25 protein-coding genes are annotated in these 26837 nt (G+C 54.9%); 17 read left to right on the forward strand and 8 right to left on the reverse strand.

All coding sequences use genetic code 11. The features are described from left to right. Positions 1 to 26: 26 nt before the first annotated feature. From DFR30_RS05795 to DFR30_RS05815, 5 genes are all read left to right on the forward strand, one after another. Positions 27 to 257: a sulfurtransferase TusA family protein gene (locus DFR30_RS05795; protein WP_132971759.1), complete on the forward strand. Its 231-nt coding sequence runs from the start codon at positions 27 to 29 to the stop codon at positions 255 to 257. Positions 258 to 317: 60 nt separating this feature from the next. Then, positions 318 to 932, forward strand: a complete 615-nt coding sequence (locus DFR30_RS05800) for a TetR/AcrR family transcriptional regulator (RefSeq protein WP_165869107.1) — start codon at positions 318 to 320, stop codon at positions 930 to 932. A 142-nt stretch (positions 933 to 1074) separates the two neighbouring features. Beyond that, positions 1075 to 1497 (forward strand): rhodanese-like domain-containing protein, encoded by a 423-nt coding sequence (locus DFR30_RS05805; protein ID WP_132971761.1) that lies wholly within the window; start codon positions 1075 to 1077, stop codon positions 1495 to 1497. Between the two features lie 78 nt (positions 1498 to 1575). After that, positions 1576 to 3453 carry a methyl-accepting chemotaxis protein gene (locus DFR30_RS05810; RefSeq protein WP_132971762.1) on the forward strand — a complete coding sequence of 626 codons (1878 nt, stop codon included), beginning with the start codon at positions 1576 to 1578 and terminating at the stop codon, positions 3451 to 3453. Positions 3454 to 3742: 289 nt separating this feature from the next. Continuing rightward, positions 3743 to 4645: an LbtU family siderophore porin gene (locus DFR30_RS05815; RefSeq protein WP_279386915.1), complete on the forward strand. Its 903-nt coding sequence runs from the start codon at positions 3743 to 3745 to the stop codon at positions 4643 to 4645. Between the two features lie 17 nt (positions 4646 to 4662). Here the strand turns inward: DFR30_RS05815 and DFR30_RS05820 are convergent, their stop codons facing one another. After that, positions 4663 to 5214, reverse strand: a complete 552-nt coding sequence (locus tag DFR30_RS05820) for a pseudouridine synthase (RefSeq protein ID WP_207891820.1) — start codon at positions 5212 to 5214, stop codon at positions 4663 to 4665. Beyond that, on the reverse strand, positions 5211 to 7604 hold the full coding sequence (gene lon, locus DFR30_RS05825; protein WP_132971765.1) for an endopeptidase La: 2394 nt from the start codon (positions 7602 to 7604) through the stop codon (positions 5211 to 5213). The genes DFR30_RS05820 and lon overlap by 4 nt, the downstream gene beginning before the upstream one ends. Before the next feature lie 495 nt (positions 7605 to 8099). Here lon and ppnN point away from each other — a divergent pair, with 495 nt between their 5' ends. Together ppnN and DFR30_RS05835 are read left to right on the forward strand one after the other, a co-directional pair. Further along, the gene (gene ppnN, locus DFR30_RS05830; RefSeq protein WP_132971766.1) at positions 8100 to 9470 is read left to right on the forward strand and encodes a nucleotide 5'-monophosphate nucleosidase PpnN; all 1371 of its coding nucleotides are present in this window, start codon (positions 8100 to 8102) and stop codon (positions 9468 to 9470) included. Positions 9471 to 9479: 9 nt separating this feature from the next. Next, the gene (locus DFR30_RS05835; RefSeq protein ID WP_132971767.1) at positions 9480 to 9992 is read left to right on the forward strand and encodes a disulfide bond formation protein B; all 513 of its coding nucleotides are present in this window, start codon (positions 9480 to 9482) and stop codon (positions 9990 to 9992) included. Here DFR30_RS05835 and DFR30_RS05840 read toward each other — a convergent pair whose 3' ends face one another. Both DFR30_RS05840 and DFR30_RS05845 read right to left on the reverse strand, forming a co-directional pair. Continuing rightward, complete coding sequence (locus DFR30_RS05840; RefSeq protein WP_132971768.1) at positions 9993 to 10379, reverse strand: glutaredoxin family protein; 387 nt, start codon at positions 10377 to 10379, stop codon at positions 9993 to 9995. A gap of 8 nt (positions 10380 to 10387) precedes the next feature. Further along, positions 10388 to 11152, reverse strand: a complete 765-nt coding sequence (locus tag DFR30_RS05845; protein WP_207891821.1) for an MgtC/SapB family protein — start codon at positions 11150 to 11152, stop codon at positions 10388 to 10390. A 200-nt stretch (positions 11153 to 11352) separates the two neighbouring features. Here DFR30_RS05845 and DFR30_RS05850 point away from each other — a divergent pair, with 200 nt between their 5' ends. The 5 genes from DFR30_RS05850 (at position 11353) to DFR30_RS05870 (ending at position 17109) form a co-directional block, all read left to right on the forward strand. Continuing rightward, on the forward strand, positions 11353 to 11997 hold the full coding sequence (locus DFR30_RS05850; protein WP_132971769.1) for a peroxiredoxin: 645 nt from the start codon (positions 11353 to 11355) through the stop codon (positions 11995 to 11997). 75 nt (positions 11998 to 12072) lie between these two features. Continuing rightward, on the forward strand, positions 12073 to 13911 hold the full coding sequence (gene recQ / locus DFR30_RS05855; protein ID WP_243640688.1) for a DNA helicase RecQ: 1839 nt from the start codon (positions 12073 to 12075) through the stop codon (positions 13909 to 13911). 71 nt (positions 13912 to 13982) lie between these two features. After that, a complete protein-coding gene (locus tag DFR30_RS05860) occupies positions 13983 to 14798 on the forward strand; it encodes a class I SAM-dependent methyltransferase (RefSeq protein WP_132971770.1) in 816 nt (271 codons plus the stop codon). Positions 14799 to 14914: 116 nt separating this feature from the next. Continuing rightward, on the forward strand, positions 14915 to 16528 hold the full coding sequence (locus DFR30_RS05865) for an ABC-F family ATPase (RefSeq protein WP_132971771.1): 1614 nt from the start codon (positions 14915 to 14917) through the stop codon (positions 16526 to 16528). Between the two features lie 11 nt (positions 16529 to 16539). After that, positions 16540 to 17109 carry a DUF1415 domain-containing protein gene (locus DFR30_RS05870; protein WP_243640689.1) on the forward strand — a complete coding sequence of 190 codons (570 nt, stop codon included), beginning with the start codon at positions 16540 to 16542 and terminating at the stop codon, positions 17107 to 17109. Between the two features lie 73 nt (positions 17110 to 17182). Here the strand turns inward: DFR30_RS05870 and DFR30_RS05875 are convergent, their stop codons facing one another. After that, positions 17183 to 17590 (reverse strand): DUF4332 domain-containing protein, encoded by a 408-nt coding sequence (locus DFR30_RS05875; protein WP_132971773.1) that lies wholly within the window; start codon positions 17588 to 17590, stop codon positions 17183 to 17185. 143 nt (positions 17591 to 17733) lie between these two features. On the opposite strand from DFR30_RS05875, the gene DFR30_RS05880 reads away from it, so the two are divergent. The 3 genes from DFR30_RS05880 to DFR30_RS05890 are packed head-to-tail and all read left to right on the forward strand — an operon-like array spanning position 17734 to position 20117. Beyond that, on the forward strand, positions 17734 to 18147 hold the full coding sequence (locus tag DFR30_RS05880) for a YidB family protein (RefSeq protein ID WP_132971774.1): 414 nt from the start codon (positions 17734 to 17736) through the stop codon (positions 18145 to 18147). A 27-nt stretch (positions 18148 to 18174) separates the two neighbouring features. Further along, entirely contained in the window at positions 18175 to 19650 is a 1476-nt protein-coding gene (locus DFR30_RS05885) for a helicase HerA-like domain-containing protein (protein ID WP_132971775.1), read from the forward strand. Between the two features lie 53 nt (positions 19651 to 19703). Then, entirely contained in the window at positions 19704 to 20117 is a 414-nt protein-coding gene (locus tag DFR30_RS05890; protein WP_132971776.1) for a hypothetical protein, read from the forward strand. On the opposite strand, the gene arfB is transcribed toward DFR30_RS05890, so the two are convergent. From arfB to rapA, 3 genes are all read right to left on the reverse strand, one after another. Next, on the reverse strand, positions 20114 to 20524 hold the full coding sequence (gene arfB / locus DFR30_RS05895; protein ID WP_132971777.1) for an alternative ribosome rescue aminoacyl-tRNA hydrolase ArfB: 411 nt from the start codon (positions 20522 to 20524) through the stop codon (positions 20114 to 20116). The two genes, DFR30_RS05890 and arfB, sit on opposite strands and share 4 nt — an antisense overlap. A 70-nt stretch (positions 20525 to 20594) precedes the next feature. Continuing rightward, positions 20595 to 20798 carry a cold-shock protein gene (locus tag DFR30_RS05900; RefSeq protein ID WP_132971778.1) on the reverse strand — a complete coding sequence of 68 codons (204 nt, stop codon included), beginning with the start codon at positions 20796 to 20798 and terminating at the stop codon, positions 20595 to 20597. 234 nt (positions 20799 to 21032) lie between these two features. Further along, the gene (gene rapA, locus DFR30_RS05905) at positions 21033 to 23924 is read right to left on the reverse strand and encodes an RNA polymerase-associated protein RapA (protein WP_132971779.1); all 2892 of its coding nucleotides are present in this window, start codon (positions 23922 to 23924) and stop codon (positions 21033 to 21035) included. Positions 23925 to 24095: 171 nt separating this feature from the next. On the opposite strand from rapA, the gene efpL reads away from it, so the two are divergent. Together efpL and DFR30_RS05915 are read left to right on the forward strand one after the other, a co-directional pair. Continuing rightward, positions 24096 to 24659 carry an elongation factor P-like protein EfpL gene (gene efpL / locus DFR30_RS05910; protein ID WP_132971780.1) on the forward strand — a complete coding sequence of 188 codons (564 nt, stop codon included), beginning with the start codon at positions 24096 to 24098 and terminating at the stop codon, positions 24657 to 24659. Positions 24660 to 24668: 9 nt separating this feature from the next. Further along, entirely contained in the window at positions 24669 to 26834 is a 2166-nt protein-coding gene (locus DFR30_RS05915; RefSeq protein WP_132971781.1) for a YgiQ family radical SAM protein, read from the forward strand. Positions 26835 to 26837: the final 3 nt, after the last annotated feature.

Here is a 26837-nt window from a genome sequence, read left to right on the forward strand (position 1 = left end):
TTCACTAACTAAATGAGGTGTACGTTATGACTGCTTTTGACCTTGAACTCGACGCACGTGGACTGAATTGCCCTTTACCGATCCTGAGGGCAAAGAAGAGCATTCAGACACTGGCATCTGGCCAGGTATTGCGTATTGTTGCCACAGATCCAGGTTCCGTGAAGGATTTTGAGGCGTTCTGTAAACAGACCGGGAACGAACTGATGGATACCGTTCAGGATGGTGGAGAGTACTCCTTTAACATCCGCAAAGGGTAGTGATAGAGCGGAACCTCATGCTGCCTGGTGAGGTTCCGTTATTCAACCGAAGGAAGTAGCTTGACCAAACGACTCAAGGCCTCTGAACGCAAGGCGGCCATACTGGCGGTTGCAAAGGTATTGTTTTCCGACAAGGGCTACCACGGTGTGTCGGTGGATGAGATAGCGCGCCGGGTCGGTGTCAGCCCTGCCATTCTGTATCGCCATTTCCCGTCCAAGGAGTCGCTGTACGAGGAGGTGCTGAACCAGACTGCCTGCAAGCGTGAAAGCTATGTCGAAGCCGTGGTGCAAAGCGACGGCAGTTTCAGTGAAGTGTTGCGTATGATAACTCGACGCTATGTCGAAAGTGTGTCACGTGACCCTGACTATTTGCGCATGGAATTACAAAGTGCACTGGAAGGCAGTGTGGCTACCCGGCAGTTTTTCGAGCATCGCTGGAGGCCGTTTACTGACTATATTGAAGTTACCATCCGTGAATTACAGCCAACCGGAAAAGTGCAGCATACTGACGGCCGTATTGCGGCACTGATGTTCCAGGGCATGTTGCGTGAGGCACTGTATGCCAAGTGTATCTTTCACACGCCGCGTTACCAGGAACTGGACCTCAATGAACTTACGGACTATCTGGTGACACTATTCTTTCGGGCGATCGGCTACCGGGAATGGTCTGAATAAATAAAGTACCCCTGCTGTTGCTCAAGTTTGGTGCATGGAAGCCGTAATTACCAAACAGATTCACACCTGATTAAATCATTAATAATACTATGGTTTATGTTGGGTCGTGTTAAACAACCTGTTATGGCGATGGGGTACAACAATGTTCAGAAAAATTGCAGTTTTTCTTATAGGTGGCTGGCTGATTTCACTGGCTTCGCCGCTGCTGGCAGAGTCAGTTCCGGAAAGCATTGATGGAACGACACGTGTAATCGCAGAGGATGTCATTGAACTGGTTTCCAGTAACCCTGATGTGGTTATCATCGACGCACGTAAATCCAGTGACCGAGAAAAGGGGTTTATCGAAGGTTCTATCGGGCTGCCGGATACTGAAACGACTGAAGCTTCTCTTGCTTCCCACATCCCCTCCAGGGATAGCGCAATCCTTTTTTACTGTAATGGTGAGAAGTGTGGTCGTAGTGTCAAGTCTGCAAAAATGGCAGTTGCCCTGGGTTACAAGAATGTTTACTGGTTCCGTGGTGGCTGGGCTGAGTGGATGGAAAAGGGTTATCCCGTAGCCAAATGAAGAACGCCAGGGGGACGGATATCCTGGTACCTGTCTTCCTGTAAAAATATTGTCGTATCGTGAAGCAGGGATGAAGTGATGAGCATTGAGAAGCTTTCTATCAAGGGTTTAACGATTGGCATCCTGCTGTTTCTGGGTGCAAGCACCATGTTGCTCTCTGCATTGTCGATTCCTCAGTACAGGGACGCTGCTATCACCTCCGAATCCCGAACACTTTCCCGGGTACTGGAAATTTCTGCGCGTCAAAGTCTGTTTGATCTGGAGGAACTGGCGGTTGAGCTCGGTCGCGACAGCCAGAAAGACAAGACATTCCGCTCATCATTCAGGCGTCTTGCAAAAAATCCGGATGATGCTGCAACCCGGGCGTCTCTCATCGAGATGCTAAATGGACAGTTCAGGCAGCGCTACGTCACAGCAAACCTTGTAGATTTGTTGCAGTTGCGTGTGTATGACACAAGTTTTAACCCGGTTGTTGCCAGTACCGGCGGCAGCCCGAAACTTGTTTCCAGCGGCATGACGCCAGCCCTGCTTGACAAGGCTGCCAGTCGCAGTGGCGCAGAGCGCCTGAAGGCGTTGCCGATACTCTGGAGTTCGCCTGCCGGACCGGCCTACTCAGTCCTTGTTCCGGTTGGTGGTTTGCGCCTGATGGGATATCTGGAAGTGATCGTTGACCCATCGCATAACCTGCAGGCAATCGAGGATATGATACTGGCACCGCTCAGCATTGCAGTATATGGCGGTGAAACGCGTTATAAAAGTGATGCGTGGGACGATGAGAAGGCAGGTTACATACAGGTGGATTATCTGCTCCCGGCAGACGATGGAGCGCCGTTACTGGAAATTTCCCTGCTCGAGAACCTGGAACAGCTTTATGCCGATGTTAACCAGACTGGATGGACGGTCATCCTGTCATTTGCAACCTTGATTGTGGTGGGGCTGGGTGTTGCCCTGTATTTACTGAGACGCCACCTGTTTTTACCGATCCGTGGTCTGGTCGACAACATGCAGCGGTGCTCAACGGGTGACCTGACAGTCCAGGTAGATAGCAAGGGGTTGAAGGAGTGCCATGTACTGGGTGAGGCACTGATAGAGCTGGTGAATAATCTGCGCAAGGATGTGAGTGAAATCTTCAGCAGTTCCACGCAGCTTGCCAGTGCCGCAGAAGAACTGTCAGCTATCACATCAGAAACCGGCGATGCCGTGAAACAGCAACGATCAGAGACAGAACATGCCGCCAATGCCATGAGTGAGATGACAGCTGCAGTTCAGGAGGTCGCGCAAAGTGCCACCAACGCGGCAGATGAGGCCCGCGCGGCTGATGAAGAAGCCTTGCAGGGTAAACAGGTTGTCTCAAAGACCACGGCTGCGATCAAGTTACTGTCCGGGGAAGTAGATAATGCTTCAGTGGTTATACGCAAGCTTGAAAGTGACAGTGAGCATATCAGTCGGATCCTGGATGTCATACGCGGTATCGCTGAACAGACAAATCTGCTGGCGCTGAATGCCGCAATCGAAGCAGCGCGCGCCGGTGAGCAGGGGCGCGGTTTTGCCGTGGTCGCAGACGAGGTCCGTTCGCTGGCGAACCGGACCCAGGAATCGACCCAGGAAATCCAGGCCATGATAGAACAGCTGCAGACGGGTGCGGTCGATGCTGTCGAAGTCATGTCGAAAGGCCGTGACCTGGCCAACGAAAGTGTGGAAATGGCCAGCGAGGCAGGTAGTGCGCTGGAACGGATCACCAGGGCCGTGGATGTTATCAATAACATGAACACACAGATTGCAGCCGCTGCCGAGGAGCAAAGTGCCGTTGCTGTCGAGGTGGACAGGAATGTCACCAATATACACCAGATTGCTAACACGACAGCCGATGGAGCCACACAGACAGCCAGTGCCAGCGATGAACTGGCACGCCTGGCCTCGCAGCTACAGCAAATGGTTTCTCACTTCAAACTTTGAGATTCAGTGAGTCGTTTCAGCGGCTGAGTTATATCAGAGTAGATCAGCGCATGATAAATGTGCCGTTCGCAATTCCTTTTTCTCTCCTGTCTTGATTTGATAGCTGGTTTCCAGACGGGCTTTCCTGAACATTACCGATCGGTAATGTTCAGGAAAGCCCGGGGCAATGTCTGTTTTATACACTTTCCCCCTACCAGGATACCCGATTATTTCTGGCCTTGTGTCAGAAGGTCCGGGTCATGGTGAACAATCCATATAACAGGAATCTGGCCGGACGTGTGTTTACATACTGGCGGAATTCGAGTGGGATTCCGACAAGTTCGGTTTTAGCAATCGCCAGTCAAACCGGTCCAGCAATGAAACGTCGGCTAATATCCAGGTGAACGCGAGTGTCACACCCTGGTCCTTTGCAAAGGGTGAGTTCGTTCTGGACTATGATACGGATACCGACCGGCTGGAAGTTGACGAGGCTGTCCTCTCTCTGGAACGCAATGCCTGGGAACTGACCTACGGGCATCAATACCTGCCTTTTGGTGTGTACTTCAGTCATTTCGCCAGCGGGCCACTGCTGGAATTCGGCGAAACGCGTGATATAGCCACAACCCTGACCTATGATTTCCAGGACCGTGCAGAACTGTCCGTAGCGGCCTATCAAGGGCAGGGTCAGGGAATCAATGGCAAAGGTTCAAGGCTGGACTGGGCGCTGGGTATGGAGACCTGGCTTGGCGAGTCAGTATCGTTTGGCGTCAGTTACCAGTCCGATCTGGCCGATGCTGCCAGTGACCTATTGAGCGATACGCGCCACCGCTATACGCGAAGGGTATCCGGCCTGAGTGGTTACATGCTCTGGACCTCTGACCATTTTGAGGTGACGGCCGAGTTTCTCGGTGCCTTACGCTCGTTCCGTGAACTCCAGGCTGACAGGAATCAGCCGCTGGCCTGGAACCTTGAGGTTACCAATTTTCTTAACCCCAATTTTGACTGGGCGTTACGTCTGGAGGGGAGTGATGAACTCGAAGATGCACCGGAACTGCGTTATGGCGCCTCCGTCAGTTTCAGGGCCGGTCGATATGGTAGTCTGACGCTTGACTATCTGCATAGTCGCTTCAAACATAATTTCGCAAACGATGACGCTGGCAATACGCTCAGCCATGATGACCAGTTCGCACTACAACTTTCCATTGCATTCTAGATTTTGCATTGTAGTGGTTACCTGGTGCTGAATTCACCGTTTGGGATTCCGTCGAGTGTCCATTCTCCGACCCGGTAGCGCACCAGTCGCAAGGTCGGAAAACCGATGTGTGCCGTCATGCGGCGTACCTGCCGGTTGCGACCTTCTCCCAGCACAAGTTTTATCCAGCGGGTCGGGATGGCTTTGCGCTCCCGGATTGGCGGATTACGTGGCCAGAGGTCAGGCGGATCCATCAATTCCACCTGTGCCGGCAGGGCAGGGCCGTCTTTCAGTGTGACGCCTTCACGTAACGGCTGCAGGTCGTCATCAGTTGGATCACCTTCTACCTGCACCCAGTATTCCTTGGTCTTGCCGTACTTCGGGTTGGCGATACGTTGCTGCAGTTTGCCGTCATCAGTCAGTACCAGAAGCCCTTCACTATCGTAGTCAAGACGGCCGGCGCAGTAGATACCCGGTATGTCGATATAGTCTGCCAGTGTAGCCCTGGGCCCCCGAGAGGTATTCATCTCACCGCCCTCTGTGGTGAACTGCGAGAGCACCTGGAACGGTTTGTTGAACAGTACGATCACCTGTTGAATACGATCGCTACCACATCATCAAACTTTTCGGCAAAATTGACCTTGATTCCTTCGCGGATATGTTCGGGGATTTCCTCGAAATCACCGCGATTGGCGGCTGGCAATATCAGTTCACGGATATTCACCCGCCTTGCAGCAATAACTTTTTCACGTATGCCGCCCACCGGCAATACCTGTCCCGTCAGTGTCAGCTCGCCGGTCATGGCCAGGTTGCGGCGCGGGCGGCGGTTCATTGCCAGTGACAACAATGCACATGCCATGGTGATACCGGCGCTGGGGCCGTCCTTCGGGGTGGCGCCAGCGGGTACGTGCAGGTGGATCAGCGACTTTTCGAAAAAGTCCGCTGATGCCCCCCATCGCTCGGCGTTGGCGAGGATATGGCTATAGGCGATTTCTGCTGACTCACGCATCACATCACCCAGTTGACCGGTCAGTTTGAAACCACGCGTAAAGCTGTGAATGCGTGTCGCCTCGATACTCAGCGTGGCACCGCCCATGGCAGTCCAGGCCAGCCCGGTAATGATGCCGACGCCGGACATGGGTTTCTCACGGCTGAAGATCGGTTTGCCAAGGTAATCTTCCACGTCTTTTGCGCGGACATGAATGGGTGTTTTTTCACCTTCGAGTATCTTGACGACTGCCTTGCGGGCGATCTTGCCCAGGTATTTTTCCAGTCGTCGAACACCGGCTTCACGGGCATAGTCTTCAACAATCTTGCGCAGTGCGGCCTTGTCGATACGAAGCTGCCCGCGTGATTTCAGGCCATTGCGTTCGAGCTGGCGTGGCAGCAGGTGGTGGCGCGCAATATCCATTTTCTCGCTGGCGAGATAACCGGACAGCTGGATAATTTCCATGCGATCCAGTAGCGGGCCGGGGATGGTATCGAGCTGGTTGGCAGTACAGATGAACAGCGTTTTGGACAGGTCAAACGAGACGTCCAGGTAATGATCCAGGAAATCGCTGTTTTGCTCGGGGTCGAGGACTTCCAGCAGCGCAGAGGCGGGGTCGCCCTGGTAGGATGCACCGACCTTGTCGATCTCGTCCAGCATGATGACCGGGTTGGCGGACTGCGTGTCCTTGATGGCCTGGATAAATTTGCCCGGCATGGCGCCTATATAGGTGCGGCGGTGACCCTTGATCTCGGCCTCGTCCCGCATGCCGCCCAGCGAGAAGCGGAAGAACCTGCGCCCCAGCGCACGGGCAATGGAGCGCCCCAGCGAAGTTTTACCGACACCGGGTGGACCGACGAACAGGATGATCGAGCCGGATACCTCACCCTTCATAATGCCGACACCGATAAACTCCATAATACGCTGCTTTATATCTTCCAGACCATCGTGGTCCTCGTCGAGGATGCGCCGTGCCTCGGTGAGATCCAGCTGGTCTTTTGTATGCACGCCCCAGGGCAGGCTGGTCAGCCAGTCAAGGTAGTTCCGGGTGGTGGCGTACTCCGGTGAGCCGGTTTCCAGCACCGCAAACTTGTCCATTTCTTCCTTGATGCGTTTTTCTGCGGCTTCAGACAGTGTCAGTGCTGCCAGCCTTTCCCTGAATTTATCCACTTCTGCCGTGCGGTCATCCTTGGATATACCCAGTTCTTTCTGGATCACTTTCATTTGTTCGCGCAGGATATGCTCGCGCTGGTGCTCTTGCATGTCTTCTTCGACCTGCTTGCGGATCTGCGCCTGGGTCTTTGCGACTTCCAGTTCCTTGATCAGCAGAGCATGAACGCGTTGCAGTCGTTCAAGTAAATCGACGGCCTCGAGCACTTCCTGCTGCTCATGCCTGGCCGAGGTTGTCAGGCTGGCCGCAAAGTCGGCCAGGTGTGAAGGGTCATTTGGGTGAAAATTATCCAGGAACAGCTTGAACTCCTCGCCATACAGCGGGTTCAGTGGCACCAGTTCCTTGATGGTGTTGATGATGGCGATGGCGTAGGCCTTGGTTTCCGGGTCTTCGTCATAAGCCGGTTCAGGGAAATAACGAACCTGCGCCGTAAAAGGAATTTCCTTGCCGATCCATTCGGTAACACGGAAACGCTGCACACCCTCCAGTAATACCTGCAGGCGTCCGTCGACACGGCCGATACGGTGTATACGTGCGACCGTACCCATTTTGTAGAAGTCTTTTATCGTGGCCTGTTCAGCTCGCTCGGTATTGGCCAGCAGTAGTCCGATCACCCCGTTAGAATTTTCCTGTGCCAGTCGAACAGTGGCTTCCCAGGTGTCAGGGTCGATCAGCAGGGGGATTACCTGGCCGGGAAAGAACGGGCGTTCGGTCTGTGGCAGTACAGGGATGGTAGTGGGCAGGGCATCCTGCGCGCGGATCAGCTCGCTGGCGCCTGCATCATTTTCATCGATGTAATCGTTGCTTTCCTGATTGTCCATAGTCAGTTTTCTTATTGGCTGTGTCGGGTTATAGAGATGGTGTGTGCGCAAGGATAAATCAAGCGGAGATAAAAAGGATTTTTGTCTTGCAGGTTATCCACAGTTTCTGTGGATAACTTTGTGGATTAAGTCGGCCAAAGGCTAGCGAATGCCTGAAAATACGCTTTCGATGTTAAATCGTGCATTTTTTAACCAATTTATAATAATTTATATTAATCATAAAGTTGTGGGATGTTTGTCGACTATGAATCAACCGGAAGCAGGTTCGTGCAATGATTATCTTACTGTTTGATGACACCTGTGTATAAGCGGTGTTGGCTGGAATGGTTCAGGCACGGATGTCAAGGGGTGAGACAGAAAATATCGAAGCCTGGAAGCGCTTTTTTCGAGGCAGTTTCATGGTGCAAAAAACCGTGGTCCGGCCAGCGGGGCAACATTCCCGCCAGGAATTGCCGCTATACTGCATGCCTCGTTTAAAAGGATAAAAAGAAGCTGATGGATTACGAAGTCGTCGATGCCCGCATCAGTCCGGAAGGACGCCTGGACGTATTGTCCAAATCTGAAGTCAACCGCCTGCTCGATACCAGCCAGGGTGGCCTGTACGGCCTGTTCAGGAATTGTTCGCTGGCCGTGCTCAACTGTGGCAGCTCACTGGATGACGGCAAGGAATTACTGGAGCGTTACCCGGATTTTGCCATTCGTATCATCCAGCAGGAGCGCGGTATCAAGCTGGAGGTCACAGGTGCCCCGGCGCATGCCTTTGTTGACGGTGTGATGATAAAAGGTATCAATGAGCACCTGTTTGCGGTGCTTCGCGATGTGATCTACGTCAGCGACGAGATTGATGACAATCCGAAAATCAATCTCGACACACCGGATGGTGTGACCAGCGCGGTGTTTCATATATTACGTAATGCGCGTGTCCTTGTGCCACGCGCCGAGCCCAATCTTGTGGTGTGCTGGGGAGGACACTCCATCAGCCGCGAAGAGTATGACTATTCAAAGGAAATCGGTTACCAGATGGGCCTGCGAGGTCTGGATATCTGTACCGGTTGCGGTCCGGGTGCCATGAAAGGTCCCATGAAGGGTGCGAACATCGGTCATGCAAAGCAGCGCGTCAGTCCCGGTGTCTACCTCGGCATTACCGAGCCGGGAATTATTGCAGCGGAGTCGCCGAACCCTATCGTTAACAACCTGGTTATCATGCCGGACATCGAGAAGCGTCTGGAAGCTTTTGTGCGCACCGGGCACGGTATTGTAGTGTTTCCCGGTGGCGCAGGAACCGCAGAAGAGATCCTCTATCTGCTCGGCATACTGCTGCATCCGGAAAATGCAGAAATGCCATTTCCACTGATCTTTACCGGCCCCAAACACGCAGAAGAGTATTTCCGGCGTATCAATCAGTTTATTCTCGACACGCTGGGTATCGAGGCACAACAGCGCTACAAGATTATTATTGATGATCCGGAGCGTGTGGCGCGTGAAATGGCCGAAGGCATTCGCCAGGTACGTGAGTTCCGCAAGTTGCACGGTGACGCCTATTATTACAACTGGATGCTGAAGATCGATGCCGAGTTCCAGCAGCCGTTTGAGCCTACACACGAGAACATGCGCTCACTGGCATTACACAAGAACCAGCAGCCGCACGAGCTGGCGGCCAACCTGCGACGGGTGTTTTCCGGTGTGGTGGCCGGTAATGTCAAGGACGAGGGTATACGTTCCATCGAGGAACATGGTCATTTCGAGATTCGTGGCGATACGGAGATACTGGAGCCTATGGACGAATTGCTGAGCTCGTTTGTCGCCCAGCACCGCATGAAGCTGCCCGGCAAGAAATACGTTCCCTGTTACCGGATTATCAAGTAGGCGTTACCGATGCGTGACAGACTGTACCGCATAGCCCGTAGTGCACCTTACTGGGTTGCGCTTGCGCTGCTGGCCCTTGCGATGGAAGGTGTGGCACTGTTCTACCAGTACAAGCTGGAGTACTGGCCCTGTGTCCTGTGCATTCATGTGCGCGTCTGGCTGCTGGGGCTTGTTGTTGCCGGGGCGCTGGGCTTGCTGGTGCGCCGTCAGCGGTGGATGCTGGTGCTGGCGCATCTTCTGGTCGTGGTGGTGGCTGGCGGCATGCTGGAGCGTTCCCTGAAGTTGCTGGGCACCGAACGCGGCACCATCGAGGGTAGTTGTGCCATGGAATCGGGCCTGCCAGCCTGGTTTGCACTGGATAAGTGGTTCCCTTCCGTATTCCAGGTCATGGAACCGTGTGGTTACACCCCTGAGCTGTTGTTTGGTATCACCATGGCCGAGGCGCTGGTGGTATTTTCCGTTGGATTACTTGTACTGGGAAGTGTGATGACACTGGCTACGCTGACGACCCGTTCGAACTGATCAGCCGAAGTGCTGGTCCAGCCATTCGATAATCCGGTCAGACTCATACAGCCATAAAACCTGGCCGTCTTCACGGGATATTCTCAGGCAGGGAACCTTGACCTCACCGCCACCTTCCAGCAATTCCTGGCGGTACAGGGGATTTTTCTGTGCATCACGCAGCTCGATATTCAGTGAAAGTCGCCTCATGGCCTGCCGGGTCTTGATACAGAATGGACAGGTGCGAAACTGGTAGATCGCCAGGTGACGGGTGGCTTCATCAACGCGTTGCTGCTCGGCCTCCGTGCGCAGCTTGCCTTTTGGCGCGGTGATTTTTTCCCATAGCAGTAAAAACGGGCCAACTATGGCGCGCACCAGTTTAAAAAACATCCGGATAAGTATTCTCATGGCTGGACTCAGGTCGGGATAATGCTGAATTCGCTAACCTGTTCCATATTGGTCAGGGTTTCCGCAAGGTTGAAGAAATTCTTGGTGTCGCGGGAGCGCACTGTCATTTCGTATTCAAAAAATTTGCCGCCACCGTCCAGTGTGTAGCTGGAATCGAAGGATTTGATCTGGTGTTCTGCAATCAGTTCACGCAGCAGGGTTTCGTCATAGGTCTTTTTATCCCTGATGAAGCGTACGCGGAAGCGGGCATAGGTTTGTGCCGGCAGCTTGTTTTCTATCCAGCGGAAAACCGAAAGGGTGATGATGGTAAGGCCGGCGGCAAAAAAAGCCGGGTAGTAGAAACCCATGCCGATAACGATGCCGATCGAGGCGGTCATCCAGATCGATGCCGCCGTGGTCAGGCCACGTACCGACAGACCTTCCTTGATAATCACCCCGGCGCCCAGGAAACCGATGCCGGTCATGATGCCCTGTGCCAGGCGGGTGGGGTCGGCGCGTATGGTATCCATGTACTGCTCTGGCACCAGCGTCCACTGGTAGACCATCAGTACCATGAGCAGGCTGGATGAGACGCATACCAGTGCGTGGGTACGAAAACCGGCCTCGCGACCGTGTAGGGCGCGTTCCAGCCCGATTATGCCGCCAGCCAGGAATGCCAGCAGCAGGCGAGAAGCAATCAACAGGTAGTCATAATCCATGATTTCAGGTGTTGCGAGTCGTGTTGTGTCTGTGCGAATGGGAATGATACCAGAGCAAAGGGTGCCGCGCGGCATAGGTTTTGGTCAATACACCGATAGATTGGACATTTATCCGGTGGACACAGCAGAATTTTGTTCTAGTCTTAGGGGCAAGAGCCTGTGTCAGATTGCGGGATATGGAATGCATGGCCATTGACAGGCGTCTGCATTGGTATGTCTGATCATTAATGAAAGGGAAGATTGATGAATAGCACAACCGTCGGGAGGAGGCAGGCTTGTCAATAAGACTGGGGGATATTGCACCGGATTTCACTGCGGCTACGACACAGGGGACGATCCATTTTCACGACTGGATCGGGGAGGACTGGGCCATGCTCATGTCTCACCCGGCGGACTTCACTCCTGTCTGTACCACCGAGCTGGGTTATGTCGCAAGTATTCGCACGGAGTTTGACCGTCGTCACGTCAAGGTCATCAGTCTCAGCGTGGATTCACTGGAATCGCATGACCGCTGGGCACGGGATATCGAGGATACACATGGCTTCCCGCTCAATTATCCCTTGATAGCTGATCCAAAGGCCGAAATCGCCCGGCTGTACGACATGATTCACCCCAATGCGGACAGCCTGCTGACGGTGCGCAGTGTTTTTATTATCGGCCCTGACAAATGCATCAAGGCATCACTGACCTATCCTGTCAACACAGGGCGTAACTTCGACGAAATACTGCGGCTTATTGACTCCCTGCAACTGACCGGAGATTTCGATGTGGCAACACCGGTCAACTGGCGGCCCGGCGATGATGTGATTATTGCGCCAACACTCAGCGATGCCCATGCGCGGCGCCTGTTTCCAGAGGGTTGGACCATGCTGGTGAAGCCCTATATCCGTATTGTGCAGCAACCTGTCAGGGACACCTGACCCCGCGCGTTTCCCGATTTCTCCAGAAACCTCTATACTGCGCAGCTGTTATAAGCCAGTGGCAGGGAGGCCGGGATGGCTGAAATAATCGGGGGGTACAGCGTGGCGATGCCACAGGAAACCTTGCAGCGGGTTTTCGGGTACAACAGTTTTCGTGCCGACCAGCAGGAAATCATCGACGCATTGATCCGTGGTGAAGATGCTTTCGTACTGATGCCTACCGGTGGGGGCAAGTCATTATGCTACCAACTGCCGGCATTACACCGCAGTGGCGTGGGTATTGTGGTTTCGCCGCTAATTTCACTCATGAAGGACCAGGTCGATGCGTTGCGGGCCAACGGCGTCGAAGCCGCCTTCTATAATTCTTCACTAGGCTCGGAAGATGCCAGGCAGGTCCTGGCAAAACTGCACGCCGGTACGCTCGACCTTCTCTATATCGCGCCGGAGCGCCTGCTATCCGGAGATTTCCTGAAACGCCTGGAAGATGTCGATATCGCCCTGTTTGCTGTCGACGAGGCACACTGTGTTTCCCAGTGGGGGCACGATTTCCGGCCCGAGTATGTGCAACTGGGCCAGTTGCGTCACCGGTTCCCGGGGATTCCACTGGTGGCATTGACAGCGACCGCTGACCCCCAGACGCGCGAGGATATTGTCCAGCAGCTAAGACTTGGGCGTGCGCAGCGTTACGTCGCCAGTTTTGACCGGCCAAATATTCGCTATACCGTACTCGACAAGCATAAACCCTTTGACCAGATGATGCGGTTTCTTGAGGAGCGGCGTGATGAATCGGGTATTGTCTATGCCCTGTCACGCAAGCGTGTGGAAGACGTTGCAGAAAAACTCTTCGGAGCCGGTATTAATGCGGATGCCTACCATGCGGGCCTGCCGGCACAGCACCGTGCCGAAGTGCAGGAGCGTTTTTTGCGTGATGACCTCCAGGTCGTGGTTGCGACTGTGGCATTTGGTATGGGCATCGACAAGCCGAACGTGCGCTTTGTCGTGCACTACGACATGCCAAAGCATATTGAAGGTTATTACCAGGAAACCGGCCGAGCCGGCCGTGATGGCCTGCCATCCGAGGCACTACTCCTGTACGGCGCGCAGGATGTGGTGACTGCGCGGCGCCTGGTGGAAGGAAATGCCAATCCGGAACAGCGGCGTATCGAACTGCATAAACTCAATGCCATGACAGGTTTTGCGGAAAGTCTGACCTGTCGGCGGCGGGTACTGCTCGGGTATTTCGGCGAGCGCCAGCAGCAAGGCTGCGGTAACTGTGATGTTTGCCTCAGTCCGCCTGAACGGTTTGATGCCACTGATGATGCCCGCAAGGCATTATCCTGCGTCTACCGTGTTGGGCAGCGCTTTGGTGTAAAGCACGTGGTGGATGTCCTTCGGGGTGCTGATACCGAACGGATTCGCAGTCTGGGTCATAGTCAACTTTCGACATGGGGTATTGGCGCACACCACAGTGAACAGGTGTGGATGTCCATCATTCGTCAGCTGATTCACCATGGCTACCTGCTACAGGATATCGCGGCCTACTCGGTACTGAAATTAACTGATGCTGCACGACCATTGTTACGTGGTGAAGAGAACCTGGAACTGGCCCTGCCACGCGTCAAGGCGAAGGCGAAGAAAAAACCGGCGGCAGCGCGCGATGCCGGTCCGTATGACGAGGCACTGTTCGAGCATCTGCGCGAATTGCGAAAGCGTCTGGCAGACGAGCAGGGTGTTCCACCCTACATTGTGTTTGGTGATGCCACGCTCATACAAATGGCCGCACAACAGCCGCTGGATAATGATCAGCTACTCGCGATTTCCGGTGTCGGGCAGGCCAAGCTGGAAAAGTATGGCAGGGATTTTCTCGATGCGATTACAGAGTTCAGCCTGTCATCATCGTCGAACCTTTCATGAGAGTGGTGTTATTTTCCGCATGAAGCTCGCGCGGGCGGACGCCGGTGATACGTAAACAAAAGGCTTTTACCATGGTTAATATCAATAGTGCCTTCACGGGAAATATTCCGGAAAACTACGATCGCTATCTGGGGCCGATGTTCTTCCACTGCTGCGCCGAAGATCTTGCCGGACGCGTCTCAGGTTACCCGGCACAGAAGGTGCTGGAGATTGCGGCAGGTACTGGTATCGCTACACGACTGCTGCGTGACTTCCTGCCGGACGAAGTTCAACTGGTGGCCAGTGATCTGAACCCCGATATGCTCAGGCATGCCGAGCAGAAGTTTTCAGCGGCCGAAAACATCAGCTTTCAGCCCGCTGATGCCATGCAATTACCCTTTGGGAAGGCACAATTCGACGTGGTGGTTTGCCAGTTTGGCATCATGTTTTGCCCGGACAAGATACAGGCCTTTAGCGAAGCACACCGTGTGCTCACCCCCGGTGGGCGCCTGCAGTTCAGTGTCTGGGGGTCGCTTGCCCACAACCCGTTGCCACGTACGACCAACGAGATTCTTGCAAATTATTTTGATGGTGATGCGCCGGCATTTCTGCATGTGCCGTTCAGCTACTACGACCCGGTGGAAATACAGCAGGATATGGAAGACGCCGGTTTTGATGATATTGAATTCACCACCCTTGATGGCGAATGTGTTTTCTCCAGGCCCCGGCACGCTGCACTGGGTATAGTGACCGGTTCCCCGCTGCGCATTGAGATCGAACAGCGTGGCGACACCGCCGTAGATGATGTGGTGGATGGCGTGGCTTCGGGCCTTGGCAAGACATTCGGTGAGCGGGATTGTCGTGTGCCGATGCGCTGGATGGTGATTTCCGCCAGCCGGGTGGAGTAGGCCGGGCGTACGCGGGGCCCGGGATTGAGCGCGGGCGGGCCAGCGGGCCGGATTTGTGCGATAATAGGCGGCTTCGGCTTCATGCCTTTCAAAAACAGCACCTTCGGTACATTATCTTGATTTCTACAGCCAATATCACCATGCAGTTCGGGGCCAAGCCCCTGTTTGAAAATATCTCCGTCAAGTTCGGCAACGGCAACCGCTACGGTCTCATCGGCGCCAACGGTTGCGGCAAGTCCACCCTGATGAAAATACTCGGTGGTGACCTCGAAGCCACCGCCGGTACGGTGATGGTCGAACCCAATATCCGGGTCGGCAAGCTGCGCCAGGATCAGTTCGCGTTTGAAGAATATACCGTCATCGATACGGTCATCATGGGGCATGCTGATCTGTGGGCCGTCAAGCAGGAGCGCGACCGTATTTACTCGCTGCCGGAGATGAGCGAGGAAGACGGTATGAAAGTCGCAGACCTCGAGGTTCAGTTCGCTGAAATGGATGGTTACAGCGCCGAGGCGCGTGCCGGTGAATTGTTGCTCGGGCTGGAAATTCCGATTGAGCAGCACAATGGCCTGATGAGCACTGTGGCACCAGGCTGGAAACTGCGCGTATTGCTGGCACAGGCACTGTTTGCCGATCCGGATATCATGCTGCTCGACGAACCGACCAACAACCTCGATATCAATACCATTCGCTGGCTGGAAGACGTGCTTAACGAGCGCAGCAGCACAATGGTCATCATTTCGCATGACCGCCATTTCCTCAACAGCGTATGCACACACATGGCCGATCTTGACTACGGTGAGTTACGCGTTTACCCGGGCAACTACGACGAATACATGACGGCTGCGACACAGGTACGTGAGCAACAGCAGGCAGACAATGCGCGCAAGAAGGCCAAAATCGCCGAATTACAGGCATTCGTCAGTCGCTTCTCCGCCAATGCGTCCAAGGCCAAGCAGGCGACATCGAGAGCGCGTCAGATGGACAAAATCAAACTTGATGACATTAAACCCTCGAGTCGGGTAAATCCCTATATCCGTTTTGAGCAGGACAAGAAGCTGTACCGTCTGGCGCTGGAAGTTGAAGGGTTGTCGCGCGGCTGGGAAGAAGAGAAGCCACTGTTTAGCGAGCTCAACCTGCTGGTCGAAGTCGGCGAGCGTATCGCTATTATCGGTCCAAACGGTATCGGCAAGACTACCTTGTTGCGTTGTCTGGCCGGCGATCTTGAACCTGACAATGGCGAGATGAAACTTTCCGAGAATGCCGAGCTGGGTTACTTCGCGCAGGATCATGCGGACGACTTTGCCGAAGACACGAACCTGTTCGACTGGATGGACCAGTGGAAACAGGCGGGCGATGACGAGCAGGCTGTGCGTGGCATACTCGGACGTATGCTGTTCTCGCAGGACGAGATCAAGAAATCCGTCAAGGTGATTTCCGGTGGTGAGCAGGGTCGTATGCTGTTCGGAAAACTGATGCAGCAGAAGCCGAATATCATGATGATGGACGAGCCGACCAATCACCTCGACATGGAATCCATCGAGTCGCTAAATACTGCACTGGAACACTACCCCGGTACCCTGGTCTTCGTCAGCCACGATCGTGAATTCGTGTCATCACTGGCAACGCGCATTATCGAACTGACGCCGCAGGGTCTGGTTGATTACCAGGGTACCTACGAAGACTACCTGCGCAGTCAGGAGCAGTCTGACAAGGCTGCCAGCGCCTGATCGAACTGACTGTGATCGATGCGGACGAAGAAGCCTGTATTCTTCACACGCGTCGCTGGGTCGAGGATATTATTGTCGCTCACGGCTTTTGTCCGTTTGCCGGGCGTGAAGTGGAGCGCGGGAGTATTCGCTACACGGTCAGCCCGCAATCAAGGCTGGCCGCTGCGCTGGAAGTGCTGATCGATGAATGCCTGCTGCTGGATGCAGACGGTGCAATTGAAACAACCTTGCTGATATATCCCGTCGGCTTCGAAGTGTTCGAGGACTACCTTGAATTTGCCGCCCTGGCGGAAGACCTGCTGGTTGCGCAGGGGTATGAAGGCGTTTATCAGCTTGCAACATTCCACCCGGACTATTGCTTTGCGGACTCAGCGGAAGATGACCCCGCCAACTACACTAACCGCTCTCCGTATCCGCTGTTGCACCTGTTACGTGAAGACAGCCTGGAAAAAGCGATTGCCGGACACTCTGACCCTGAGGGAATCCCGGAGCGGAACGTGTCATATGCACGTGAGCTGGGATTGAACAAATTGCGCGAACTGCTTGAGAAAGCGCGAAAAAATCAGGGGGCTACGGACTAACCGGCCGCTCGTTATTACCCTGCAGTAAAGCGCGTGGCCCTGCAAGAGGGCCACTTCAGTGCATTGCGGATGCCTAGTGGGAAATCATCGGATCCAGGGCTTTAGCCTGTTCGATCCAGCCGGCTACTGTTTTCTCTGACGGGACAGTGCGCGTCAGTTTTTTGGTTTCGTTGATTTCTGCCATTTTGGCTGCCAGGTTTTCCGCATTGCGATTGCGTAGCTCCTTGACTGTATCGACGCCGGCGGCTTCGAGTAGTTCAGAGTATTCGCCACCCACTCCGGAAATACGCATCAGGTCAGCCATGTTGGCCCATTTCAACAGTTGTTTCTCGGGCAATCCTGTAGTTTCTGCGGTTGTCTTTCTGCCATTCTTGTCACAACACAGCTTCAGTAATTCTTCTGTGGTGGTGATGTTTGCGGCAGACAGTTTTTCGCTGTAGGCGGGCCCAATACCCTCAATTTCCTGTATCTTGTATGACATGCAGACAGTCTCCTGGTTATTGAATCAGCATTTCCGGATGCCTTCTCCATTCATCCGGAAATGTATTACACTGGTTCCGGTTTGAAACCAGACTATGCATAGAGTTTATAGTGAATGGAACCTGAATCAAGGGGCATAGACGAATGGACATACTTCAGATTGGAACCGACATACTGAAAAGCAAGCTGGGTAACCAGGCCGGTGCAGGAAATGACGCGGTTTCCGCTGTATTGAAGAAGCTGGTTGGTAACGGGAATGACTTTGATATTGCAGGTCTGCTGTCAGGTCTGCAGACCGGTGGACTGGCCTCGATGGCTTCTTCCTGGCTCGGCGACGGAGCCAATGAGGGTATTTCGCCAAATCAGATCAAGGAGGTACTGGGCGGTGACAAGGTGGCTGCGGCGGCAAGTGAACTCGGGACCGATGAACAAACGCTGCTGGGGGGGTTGTCTGATGCTTTGCCTCAAATGGTCGACAAGGCAAGCAGTGGCGGCTCACTGCTGGATTCTGTTGGCGGCCTTGGCGGCGCCATGGACATGGCAAAGAAGTTCTTCTGATCCTGCCAGGTAACAACGGGAAATAAAATGAATACTGACCAGTTGCTCTACCTGGGCAAGGGTGACAAACCTGTTTGTCTGAATATGAAGATGGCAAACCGGCATGGCCTGATTGCCGGTGCAACGGGCACCGGTAAAACGGTAACGCTACGCGTCATGGCAGAAGGTTTTTCCGAACGGGGTGTGCCGGTGTTTATCGCCGATGCAAAGGGCGACCTGTCCGGGCTGTGCATGCCAGGTGAAATGATAAAACCGTTTGTAAAGCGTGCCGAGGAAATCGGGCTTGAAGACTATGCCCCCAGCGCCTGCCCGGTCACATTCTGGGACCTGTTCGGCAAGAAAGGGCACCGCTTGCGGTCGACGGTTTCGGAAATCGGCCCCTTGTTGCTGGCCCGCATGCTTGATCTGAACGACACCCAGGAGGGCGTGTTGTATGCGACCTTCCAGATTGCCGACGACGAGGGCATGCTACTGCTTGATCTCAAGGATTTACGGGCAATGCTGAATTTTGTCGGTGAAAATGCCAGGCGTCTTTCGAGCGAGTACGGCAATATCACCAAGGCATCGATCGGGGCAATTCAGCGTCGCCTGCTGGTGCTGCAACAACAGGGTGGGAAGCAGTTCCTCGGTGAACCGGCCCTGGATATCCGCGATTTTATGCGTACTACTGATGATGGGCGTGGTTACGTCAATCTGCTGGCTGCAGACAAACTTATGCAGCAGCCCCGTTTGTATGCGACCTTTCTGCTGTGGCTGATGTCGGAGCTGTTTGAGGAAATGCCGGAAATCGGAGACGTGGACAAGCCCCGGCTGGTGTTCTTTTTTGATGAAGCTCATCTGCTGTTTGACGGCGCGCCAAAATCGCTGGTCGACAAGGTTGAGCAGGTTGTACGGCTGATTCGTTCAAAAGGCGTGGGGATTTATTTCATCACCCAGAGCCCTCTGGATATTCCCGACAAAGTCCTGGGGCAGCTGGGTAACCGGGTGCAACACGCCTTGCGCGCCTTTACGCCAAGAGACCAGAAGGCGGTGCGCGCAGCGGCAGAAACTTTTCGGGCAAATCCGAAATTCAAAGCGGCGGAAGCCATCAAGAACCTCGGGGTTGGCGAGGCACTCGTATCGACGCTGACACTAAAAGGTGCGCCGGGTGTCGTACAGATCACCCGTATCCGGCCACCGTCTTCAGCGATGAAGCCGGTAACCGCCGCCAGGCGTCGCGAGATTATCGAGCAAAGTGAACTTGGTGAGCGGTATGACACATCTGTCGACCGCAAGTCAGCCTACGAATTACTGATGCAACGCGCGGAAAAAGCCGCCGATGCGGCCGAACGCGAGGCTGTGCCGAAACAGAAGGCCGCCGCAAGGAAGTCCCGCTCAGGGTCCTCGGGAAGAAAGCGTCAGGGCATAATGGAGACCATGGCAAAAAGTGTCGCCAGAACAATCGGTAGTTCATTTGGCCGACGTATCGTACGCGGGATACTCGGTTCACTGTTAAAAGGCTGACCGGTTTACACAGTCCGGCCATGAGTTGTCATTAAAGTAATCAGGAGAAAAAAATGTTTGAACCTATTCAGATTCCGTTCGGCTGCGTCATGATGTTCAATGTAGTAGATCTCAAGGAAGGTGTGACCCCGTCAGATGTCGAGCTTGCGCTTGGCGAGATGTGTAACGTGGTAAAAAATACCTACGGGGATGACAAGGGTGGTTTTATAGCCGGCCAGGTATTCAAGTACTCCGGCTTTGTTTCCGAGGAGGGCAGTGTTGGTGAGCCGCCGGAAAGTGACCAGGTTGCCGCCAAGATCAAGCAGGGTGAGCTGGCAATCGTGACCTACTGGCAATCGTTCGAGCAGCATGAGAAGAGCCATGCCGACAAGGTGTTCAAGGAAAAATTCTCCGCGCTGGCCGAGTTCTGTGACGAAACGTATGAACTGGGTTATGAAATGCTCTGGCAGGGTGTGCCCGAAGACTAGTAAACCTTTCCACGAAGCGCCTTGTTCTGACTGTGCTTGCGCTTGCTGTCCAGCCGCTTGCGTTGTGAGCTGCGGCTGGGTCTGGTGGGCTTGCGGGTTTTTTGTACACGTGTTGCTTCGCGGATCCAGTCGGCAAGGCGTTGCAGGGCGTCCTGCCGGTTCTTTTCCTGACTGCGATGTTGCTGCGCCTTGATCACCAGTATGCCGTCCTTGCTGAGACGGCTGTCACGCTGCGCCAGCAATCGTTGGCGAACATCCTCAGGTAGTGAGGCGGTATTCACATTGAAACGCAGGTGCACCGCGCTGGATACCTTGTTGACGTTCTGGCCACCAGCGCCCTGCGCACGAATGGCACTGATCTCGATGTCGTGATCAGGAATAATAATATTTCGCGATACGTGTAACATTTTCTCTTACCCTGAAAACAGAAAACCCCGCCGAGGCGGGGTTTCCGGTATAAGCTGAAAACTTTTCAGCTTACTGCGGCATTACCTTGGCAGCCTGCAGACCCTTCGGGCCCTGCTCGACTTCAAACTCAACCGTCTGGCCTTCGTTCAGCGTCTTGAAGCCGGAGCCTTCGATTGCGGAGAAGTGTACAAACACATCATCGCCGCCATCGGACGGTGCGATAAAGCCAAAACCTTTGGATTCGTTAAACCATTTAACGGTACCTGTAACCATTGCTATTTACCTCTTGTATAGATTAGGTGTAGTCAATTGCCGATCATGGTGTGGTGTACAGGAGTTACCTAAATGGAGCTTCTGATGGACCTTGAACGTGCAACTTGATTTTCAATGCAATCCGTCTCGGGACGGATCAGCAGCCCCCGATATCCGGATTACGGCAATAACTATACACCATTTTCACAAAAATACACCTTGCGGCCCAATATTTTAGGAAATTCTTATTAAGATTCAGGTGGAAACAATAACGCGCAATGCGTCGAGTCGCAGGTGGGCGGTTTCGATCACCCGGTTGATCTCGTTCAGCTGTTGCTCGAAGTAGTGAATCTCTTCGTCGCGCACGTTGGGATTTTGATGTTGTAATGCTTTCAATCGGTCAATTTCCGCCCCCAGTGTGTGCGTTGCCTGCTGATGTGCCTGCTCAAGAATTTCCGGTGCCTGTTGATGGGCGAGTTGCTCGCATTGCGCGACCATGCGGCGCAGGTCAGCCTCCTTGGCTTTGGCAATCCTGTTGGCAGTTTCAGCATTGACGGTCTTGCGAAGGTTGTACACATCGTCGATACCCAGCTGCTCCTCGTGCCGTTTGCCACGTTCGTCCAGTACCACACGAACTGTGGTAGGGGGCAGGTAGCGGCCGGTTTGCAGGGATTCGACGGCAGCGGGTTCCAGCACAAACAGGGCCTCCAGCATCAGTGTGCCGGGTTGTGCGCCCTGGTAAGCCACCGCAGATAGTGCCGTGTTGCCCAGCTCGCTGGATTGCACCATGTCCAGGGCGCTGCTGACCAGCGGGTGGTCCCAGCTCAGGAACTGGACATCCTCGTTGGCCAGCGCAATATCCCGTTCATAGGTAATCGTCATGCCGTCATCCGGCAGGCCGGGGAAACGGGTGAGCATGTGCTCGCCTGGGCTGATGTAATAACAGCCTTCGCGGTGCAGCTCGCTGTTGACATCGTGACAGTTGAAAAGGCGTTCCATGTAGGCTGGCAACCGATTGTGGCGGTCTTCGGCAAGTGCGCGTTCACGCAAGTGGTTGGCAATGTCCGGTCGGCAGGAGTTGAGCTCCAGCAGGCGGTCACGCCCGCGTGCCAGCTCGGCATTGAGTTGTTCATGCAGGGTGCGTGTGTCATCCACGAGCGGTGTCATATCGCGGTCAGGGTGTTTCAGGTGCTCGAGCAGCGATTCCTGCAGCTGAGTATAAACCGCGTGGCCGGCCGGACAGGTGTGCTCGAAAGCGCCCAGCCCCTCATGTATCCACCGGAACAGTGCAGCCTGAGCACTTTGCTGCAGGTAGGGTACCTGTATCCGGATAGTCTCTTGTTGACCGATACGATCCAGCCTGCCAATGCGCTGTTCCAGAAGATCCGGGTTGAGTGGCAGGTCGAACAGCACCAGGTGGTGCGCAAACTGGAAGTTGCGCCCCTCGCTGCCGATTTCCGAGCACACCAGTACTTGCGTGCCTTCAACAGGGTCGGCAAAGAAGGCAGCTGCACGATCACGTTCGATCAGTGACAGGCCCTCATGGAACACGGCGGCGTGAATACCGCTGCGCTGTTTCAGATAGTCGGCCAATTCCAGTGCCGATTCGGCGCTGGCAGTGATGACCAGCACTTTGTCAGGCCGGATGGCAGCAAGCTGTTCCACCAGCCAGGGAACGCGCGGGTCAAATGTCGTCCAGGCTGCAGCGTCGGTGGTGGAGGTGGCCCGGTAGAGGCGTTCCGGCGTGAGCAGCAGACCGGTTTCCTCGCCTTCCAGAATTTCGGCGTGCGCCAGGCTGGCTATATAGTGTTCCGGCAAGGGCAGGGCATGTGCATGCACTTCTCGTCCCGGAAAACCTTTTACTGCGGCACGCGTATTGCGAAACAGGACGCGCCCGGTCCCGTGGCGATCGAGTAATTGTTCGACAAGCGTATTCCGGATTTCAGTCTGCTCGGGCACACCGGGAGGCAAGGACGTCAGCTGGTCAAGCAGGGCGCGACTGTCGGCATCATCGAGCTGGGCTTCCAGTGTCTGGCGAGCAGTGGCATCTATTGTCGAACCTTCGAGCAGGCTCTCTACCGCCTGGGCAACGGGTTCATAGGCGGCTTCTTCAGCAAGGAAAGCTTCATAGTCAGCGAAGCGGTCCGGGTCCAGCAGACGCAACCGCGCGAAGTGACCGGCCTTGCCAAGTTGTTCCGGCGTGGCCGTCAGCAACAGCACGCCACGGGTGTTGCGTGAAAGCTGCTCGACCAGTTGGTACTCAGGACTGGAAACCTCCGGCGACCAGAGCAGGTGGTGTGCTTCATCGACAATCAGCAGGTCCCACTCGCCGTCTACGGCCTGTTCGGCGTACTGCGGGTTATCACGCAGAAATTCCAGGCTGCACAGTACCAGTTGTTCGCTGTGGAACGGGTTGCCAGCGTCATTTTCTTCGGCAACAGCTTCGCAGCGCTCAGCATCAAATACGCTGAAGAACAGGTTGAAACGCCTTAACATTTCCACCAGCCACTGGTGTACCAGGCTTTCCGGTACGATGATGAGTGCACGCCGTGCGCGTTCGGTAAGTAGCTGGCGGTGCAGGATCAGGCCTGCTTCAATCGTCTTGCCCAGCCCCACTTCATCGGCCAGCAGCACGCGTGGCGCATAGCGGCCTGAGACTTCGTGAGCAATATACAACTGGTGAGGGATCAGGCTGGTGCGGCAACCGGTCAGTCCACGCAGGTCCGAATGTGTCAGCCGGTTGAGGTGCTGCAAGGTTTCGTGGCGCAGTTCGAACCATTTGTTTTTATCGATCTGGCCATTGAACAGTCGCTCGGTCGGTCGGTTGAGTTGCATGAAATTGTTCAGCTGAGACTCGGAGATCCGCGCCGGCTGCCCGTTTTCATCATGACCGATATAGGTGAACAGTCCGTCTTGTTCATCGATGCTTTCCACGACCAGAGCATTGCCGTCAGCGTCAATGACAGTGTCGCCGGGGACGAACTGAACGCGGGTAAGTGGTGCAGTTTCCCGGGCGTAGGTACGGGTTTCACCGGTAGCCATGAACAGCACGGTGACGGTGCGGTGCTCTACCGATAAAACGGTTCCCAGGCCCATTTGTGTTTCGGCGACGCTGATCCAGCGTTGCCCGGGTATAAATTCCTGCACGGACTATCCTTCAAATATACGAGCGGCGCTATGGTAGAGGATATCCGTGAGAATTCATAACCCGGGTATGCAGCATTCGCCAGGAACCCCCTTTACTGTCAGTTGGCCCCCACTCGCGCTGCATCCGGGTTAGAATGCACCCATCTTGAAGAAATAGCAGAGAAATACCCGATGAAAGCCAATGAAATCAGGAAGGGCATGGTGTTCCAGCTTGACGGGAAGAACATCCTTGTGAAACACGTACAGGTACAGTCTCCGTCATCGCGTAGCGGCAGCACGCTGTACAAGGTGCGTGGCCAGGACCTGGTATCGCGGCAGAAGTTCGAGCGCAGCTTCAAGGGTGACGAGATGGTCGAGCCGGTGGATATGACACGAAGCGCAGTGCAAATGCTGTACCGCGACGGTGATGGCTGCACCTTCATGGATATCAAGAGTTACGAGCAGTATACCCTGTCGGACGAGGCGCTTGAGGACGAGCTGGATTTCCTGAGTGATGGGCTGGAGGGCATTACTGCGCTGGTTGCCGATGGTGCTGTGCTGGCTATCGAGCTGCCCGCCACGGTGGCACTGGAAATTACCGACTGTGCGCCGGGCATGAAAGCGGCGTCTTCTTCCGCACGCACCAAACCTGCGACGCTTGCCACCGGGCTGATTGTACAGGTGCCGGAATACCTGACGCCGGGTGAAGTCATCAAAGTGAACAGCGAGACGCGCGAATTCATCTCACGCGCGTAACAACACATTATGCAACCACCTAAAGCCCTGTTTTCATACCGGCCCTACTGGGCAAAGCGCTTCGGCACGGCGCCATTGCTGCCGTGTACGCGCGAGGAGATGGATGATCTCGGCTGGGACTCCTGCGATATCATTCTTGTGACGGGTGATGCCTATGTCGACCATCCCAGCTTCGGAATGGCGGTAATCGGCCGGGTACTGGAGGCACAGGGTTTCCGTGTTGGCATCATTGCCCAGCCGGACTGGACCAGCAGCGACGACTTTGCGCGACTGGGGCGCCCCAATCTTTTCTGGGGGGTCACCGCCGGTAACATGGATTCCATGGTCAACCGTTACACCTCGGACCGCAAGGTGCGTTCCGACGATGCCTATACGCCGGGCGGAAAGGGCGGTAGCCGGCCGGACCGCTCTGTGTTGGTGTATGCGCAGCGCTGCCGCGAGGCGTTTTCCGATGTGCCGCTGATTATCGGTGGCATCGAAGCCAGCCTGCGACGCATCGCGCATTACGATTACTGGTCGGACAAGGTGCGCCGTTCAATCCTGCTGGATGCCAGGGCCGATCTTCTGGTGTACGGCAATGGTGAACGTCAGGTGGTGGAGATTGCTCACCGGCTGGCAGCGGGTGAACCGGTCGATCAGTTACATGATATTCGCGGCACGGGGTTTGTAACCAACGGCATCCCCGAAGGCTGGACGGAGATTGACTCACAGGAGATCGATTCGCCCGGCAGGGTTGAGCCACACCCCGATCCGTACGCCTCGCGGGAAGAAAGCAAACCCTGTGACATTGCTGCGCCGGTCGATGGAGAGATCAGTGTTCCTGTCCTGCGCCGGGTGAAGGTTGATCGTGAGCATAGCTATATTCGCATGCCTTCCTGTGAAGCTGTAAAAAAGGACCCGGTCATGTACGCGCATGCCTCGCGCGTTATGCACCTCGAAACCAACCCGGGAAATGCGCGTGTCATCGTTCAGCGCCACGGCAAGCGTGATGTATGGCTGAATCCGCCACCCATTCCATTGACGACCCGGGAGCTCGACCGGGTTTTCGAGTTGCCTTACACGCGACAGCCTCACGCGTCGTACAACGATGAACGTATTCCCGCCTACGAGATGATCCGCTTTTCGGTCAATATCATGCGCGGTTGTTTTGGCGGCTGCACCTTCTGTTCTATCACCGAACACGAAGGGCGCATCATCCAGAACCGTTCAGAAGACTCTGTGGTGCGGGAAATCGAGACCATCCGTGACACGGTGCCCGGTTTTACGGGCGTGATTTCGGATGTCGGTGGTCCGACTGCCAATATGTACCGGCTGGCTTGCAAGAGCCCGAAGATAGAGGCCGCCTGTCGCAGGCCTTCCTGCGTGTATCCCGGTATCTGTTCCAATCTTGAAACGGACCATGCTCCACTGGTCCGGCTGTACCGTCGGGTGCGCGAATTGCCGGGTATCAAGAAAGTGCTGGTCGCATCAGGGCTGCGTTACGACCTGGCCGTGAAGTCCCCGGAGTATGTGAAGGAACTGGTCACTCATCATGTCGGTGGTTACCTGAAGATCGCGCCCGAGCATACCGAAGACGCACCGTTGTCGAAAATGATGAAGCCCGGCATGGGTGCCTATGATGTCTTCAAGGCAATGTTCGAGAAGTACACCCGGGAAGCGGGAAAAAAGCAGTACCTGATTCCCTATTTTATAGCGGCACACCCCGGTACTACCGATGAAGATATGATGAATCTTGCCCTGTGGCTGAAGCGTAATGGTTTTCGCGCCGACCAGGTGCAGACGTTCCTGCCATCCCCCATGGCTACGGCTACCGCCATGTATCACTCCGGCAAGAGCCCGTTGCGCCGTGTACGCCGTAACAGTGAAACCGTGCCGATTCCCAAGGGCCTGCGCGTGCGCCGCCTGCACAAGGCTTTCCTGCGTTATCACGATGCCAACAACTGGCCTTTACTGCGCGATGCCCTGAAGCGTATGGGTCGCGCTGACCTGATCGGAAACGGCAAAAATCATCTCATCCCCACCTGGCAACCACGCGGTACCGGCGAGGCACAGGAAGGCCGGCGCGGGAAAGCCGTCAAGGGCAAAACGTTTCGTACCCAGCACACCGGGTTGCCGGATGCGTCCGGAAATCGTGGCAGGACGGGTCGAAAGAACAAGAGCAGAACTGTCCGTTAGTCC

The organism is Thiogranum longum (assembly GCF_004339085.1).
GTDB classification, from domain to species: domain Bacteria; phylum Pseudomonadota; class Gammaproteobacteria; order DSM-19610; family DSM-19610; genus Thiogranum; species Thiogranum longum.

Coding starts and splice junctions, on each gene's coding strand:
- DFR30_RS05860 (WP_132971770.1), top strand. CDS start 13,983: ATGGTTAATATCAATAGTGCCTTCACGGGAAATATTCCGGAAAACTAC.
- DFR30_RS05915 (WP_132971781.1), top strand. CDS start 24,669: ATGCAACCACCTAAAGCCCTGTTTTCATACCGGCCCTACTGGGCAAAG.
- DFR30_RS05890 (WP_132971776.1), top strand. CDS start 19,704: ATGTTTGAACCTATTCAGATTCCGTTCGGCTGCGTCATGATGTTCAAT.
- DFR30_RS05840 (WP_132971768.1), bottom strand. CDS start 10,379: ATGAGAATACTTATCCGGATGTTTTTTAAACTGGTGCGCGCCATAGTT.
- DFR30_RS05900 (WP_132971778.1), bottom strand. CDS start 20,798: ATGGTTACAGGTACCGTTAAATGGTTTAACGAATCCAAAGGTTTTGGC.
- arfB (WP_132971777.1), bottom strand. CDS start 20,524: ATGTTACACGTATCGCGAAATATTATTATTCCTGATCACGACATCGAG.
- DFR30_RS05845 (WP_207891821.1), bottom strand. CDS start 11,152: ATGCCGCGCGGCACCCTTTGCTCTGGTATCATTCCCATTCGCACAGAC.
- DFR30_RS05795 (WP_132971759.1), top strand. CDS start 27: ATGACTGCTTTTGACCTTGAACTCGACGCACGTGGACTGAATTGCCCT.
- recQ (WP_243640688.1), top strand. CDS start 12,073: ATGGCTGAAATAATCGGGGGGTACAGCGTGGCGATGCCACAGGAAACC.
- DFR30_RS05880 (WP_132971774.1), top strand. CDS start 17,734: ATGGACATACTTCAGATTGGAACCGACATACTGAAAAGCAAGCTGGGT.
- DFR30_RS05885 (WP_132971775.1), top strand. CDS start 18,175: ATGAATACTGACCAGTTGCTCTACCTGGGCAAGGGTGACAAACCTGTT.
- ppnN (WP_132971766.1), top strand. CDS start 8,100: ATGGATTACGAAGTCGTCGATGCCCGCATCAGTCCGGAAGGACGCCTG.
- efpL (WP_132971780.1), top strand. CDS start 24,096: ATGAAAGCCAATGAAATCAGGAAGGGCATGGTGTTCCAGCTTGACGGG.
- DFR30_RS05805 (WP_132971761.1), top strand. CDS start 1,075: ATGTTCAGAAAAATTGCAGTTTTTCTTATAGGTGGCTGGCTGATTTCA.
- DFR30_RS05810 (WP_132971762.1), top strand. CDS start 1,576: ATGAGCATTGAGAAGCTTTCTATCAAGGGTTTAACGATTGGCATCCTG.
- DFR30_RS05835 (WP_132971767.1), top strand. CDS start 9,480: ATGCGTGACAGACTGTACCGCATAGCCCGTAGTGCACCTTACTGGGTT.
- lon (WP_132971765.1), bottom strand. CDS start 7,604: ATGGACAATCAGGAAAGCAACGATTACATCGATGAAAATGATGCAGGC.
- DFR30_RS05875 (WP_132971773.1), bottom strand. CDS start 17,590: ATGTCATACAAGATACAGGAAATTGAGGGTATTGGGCCCGCCTACAGC.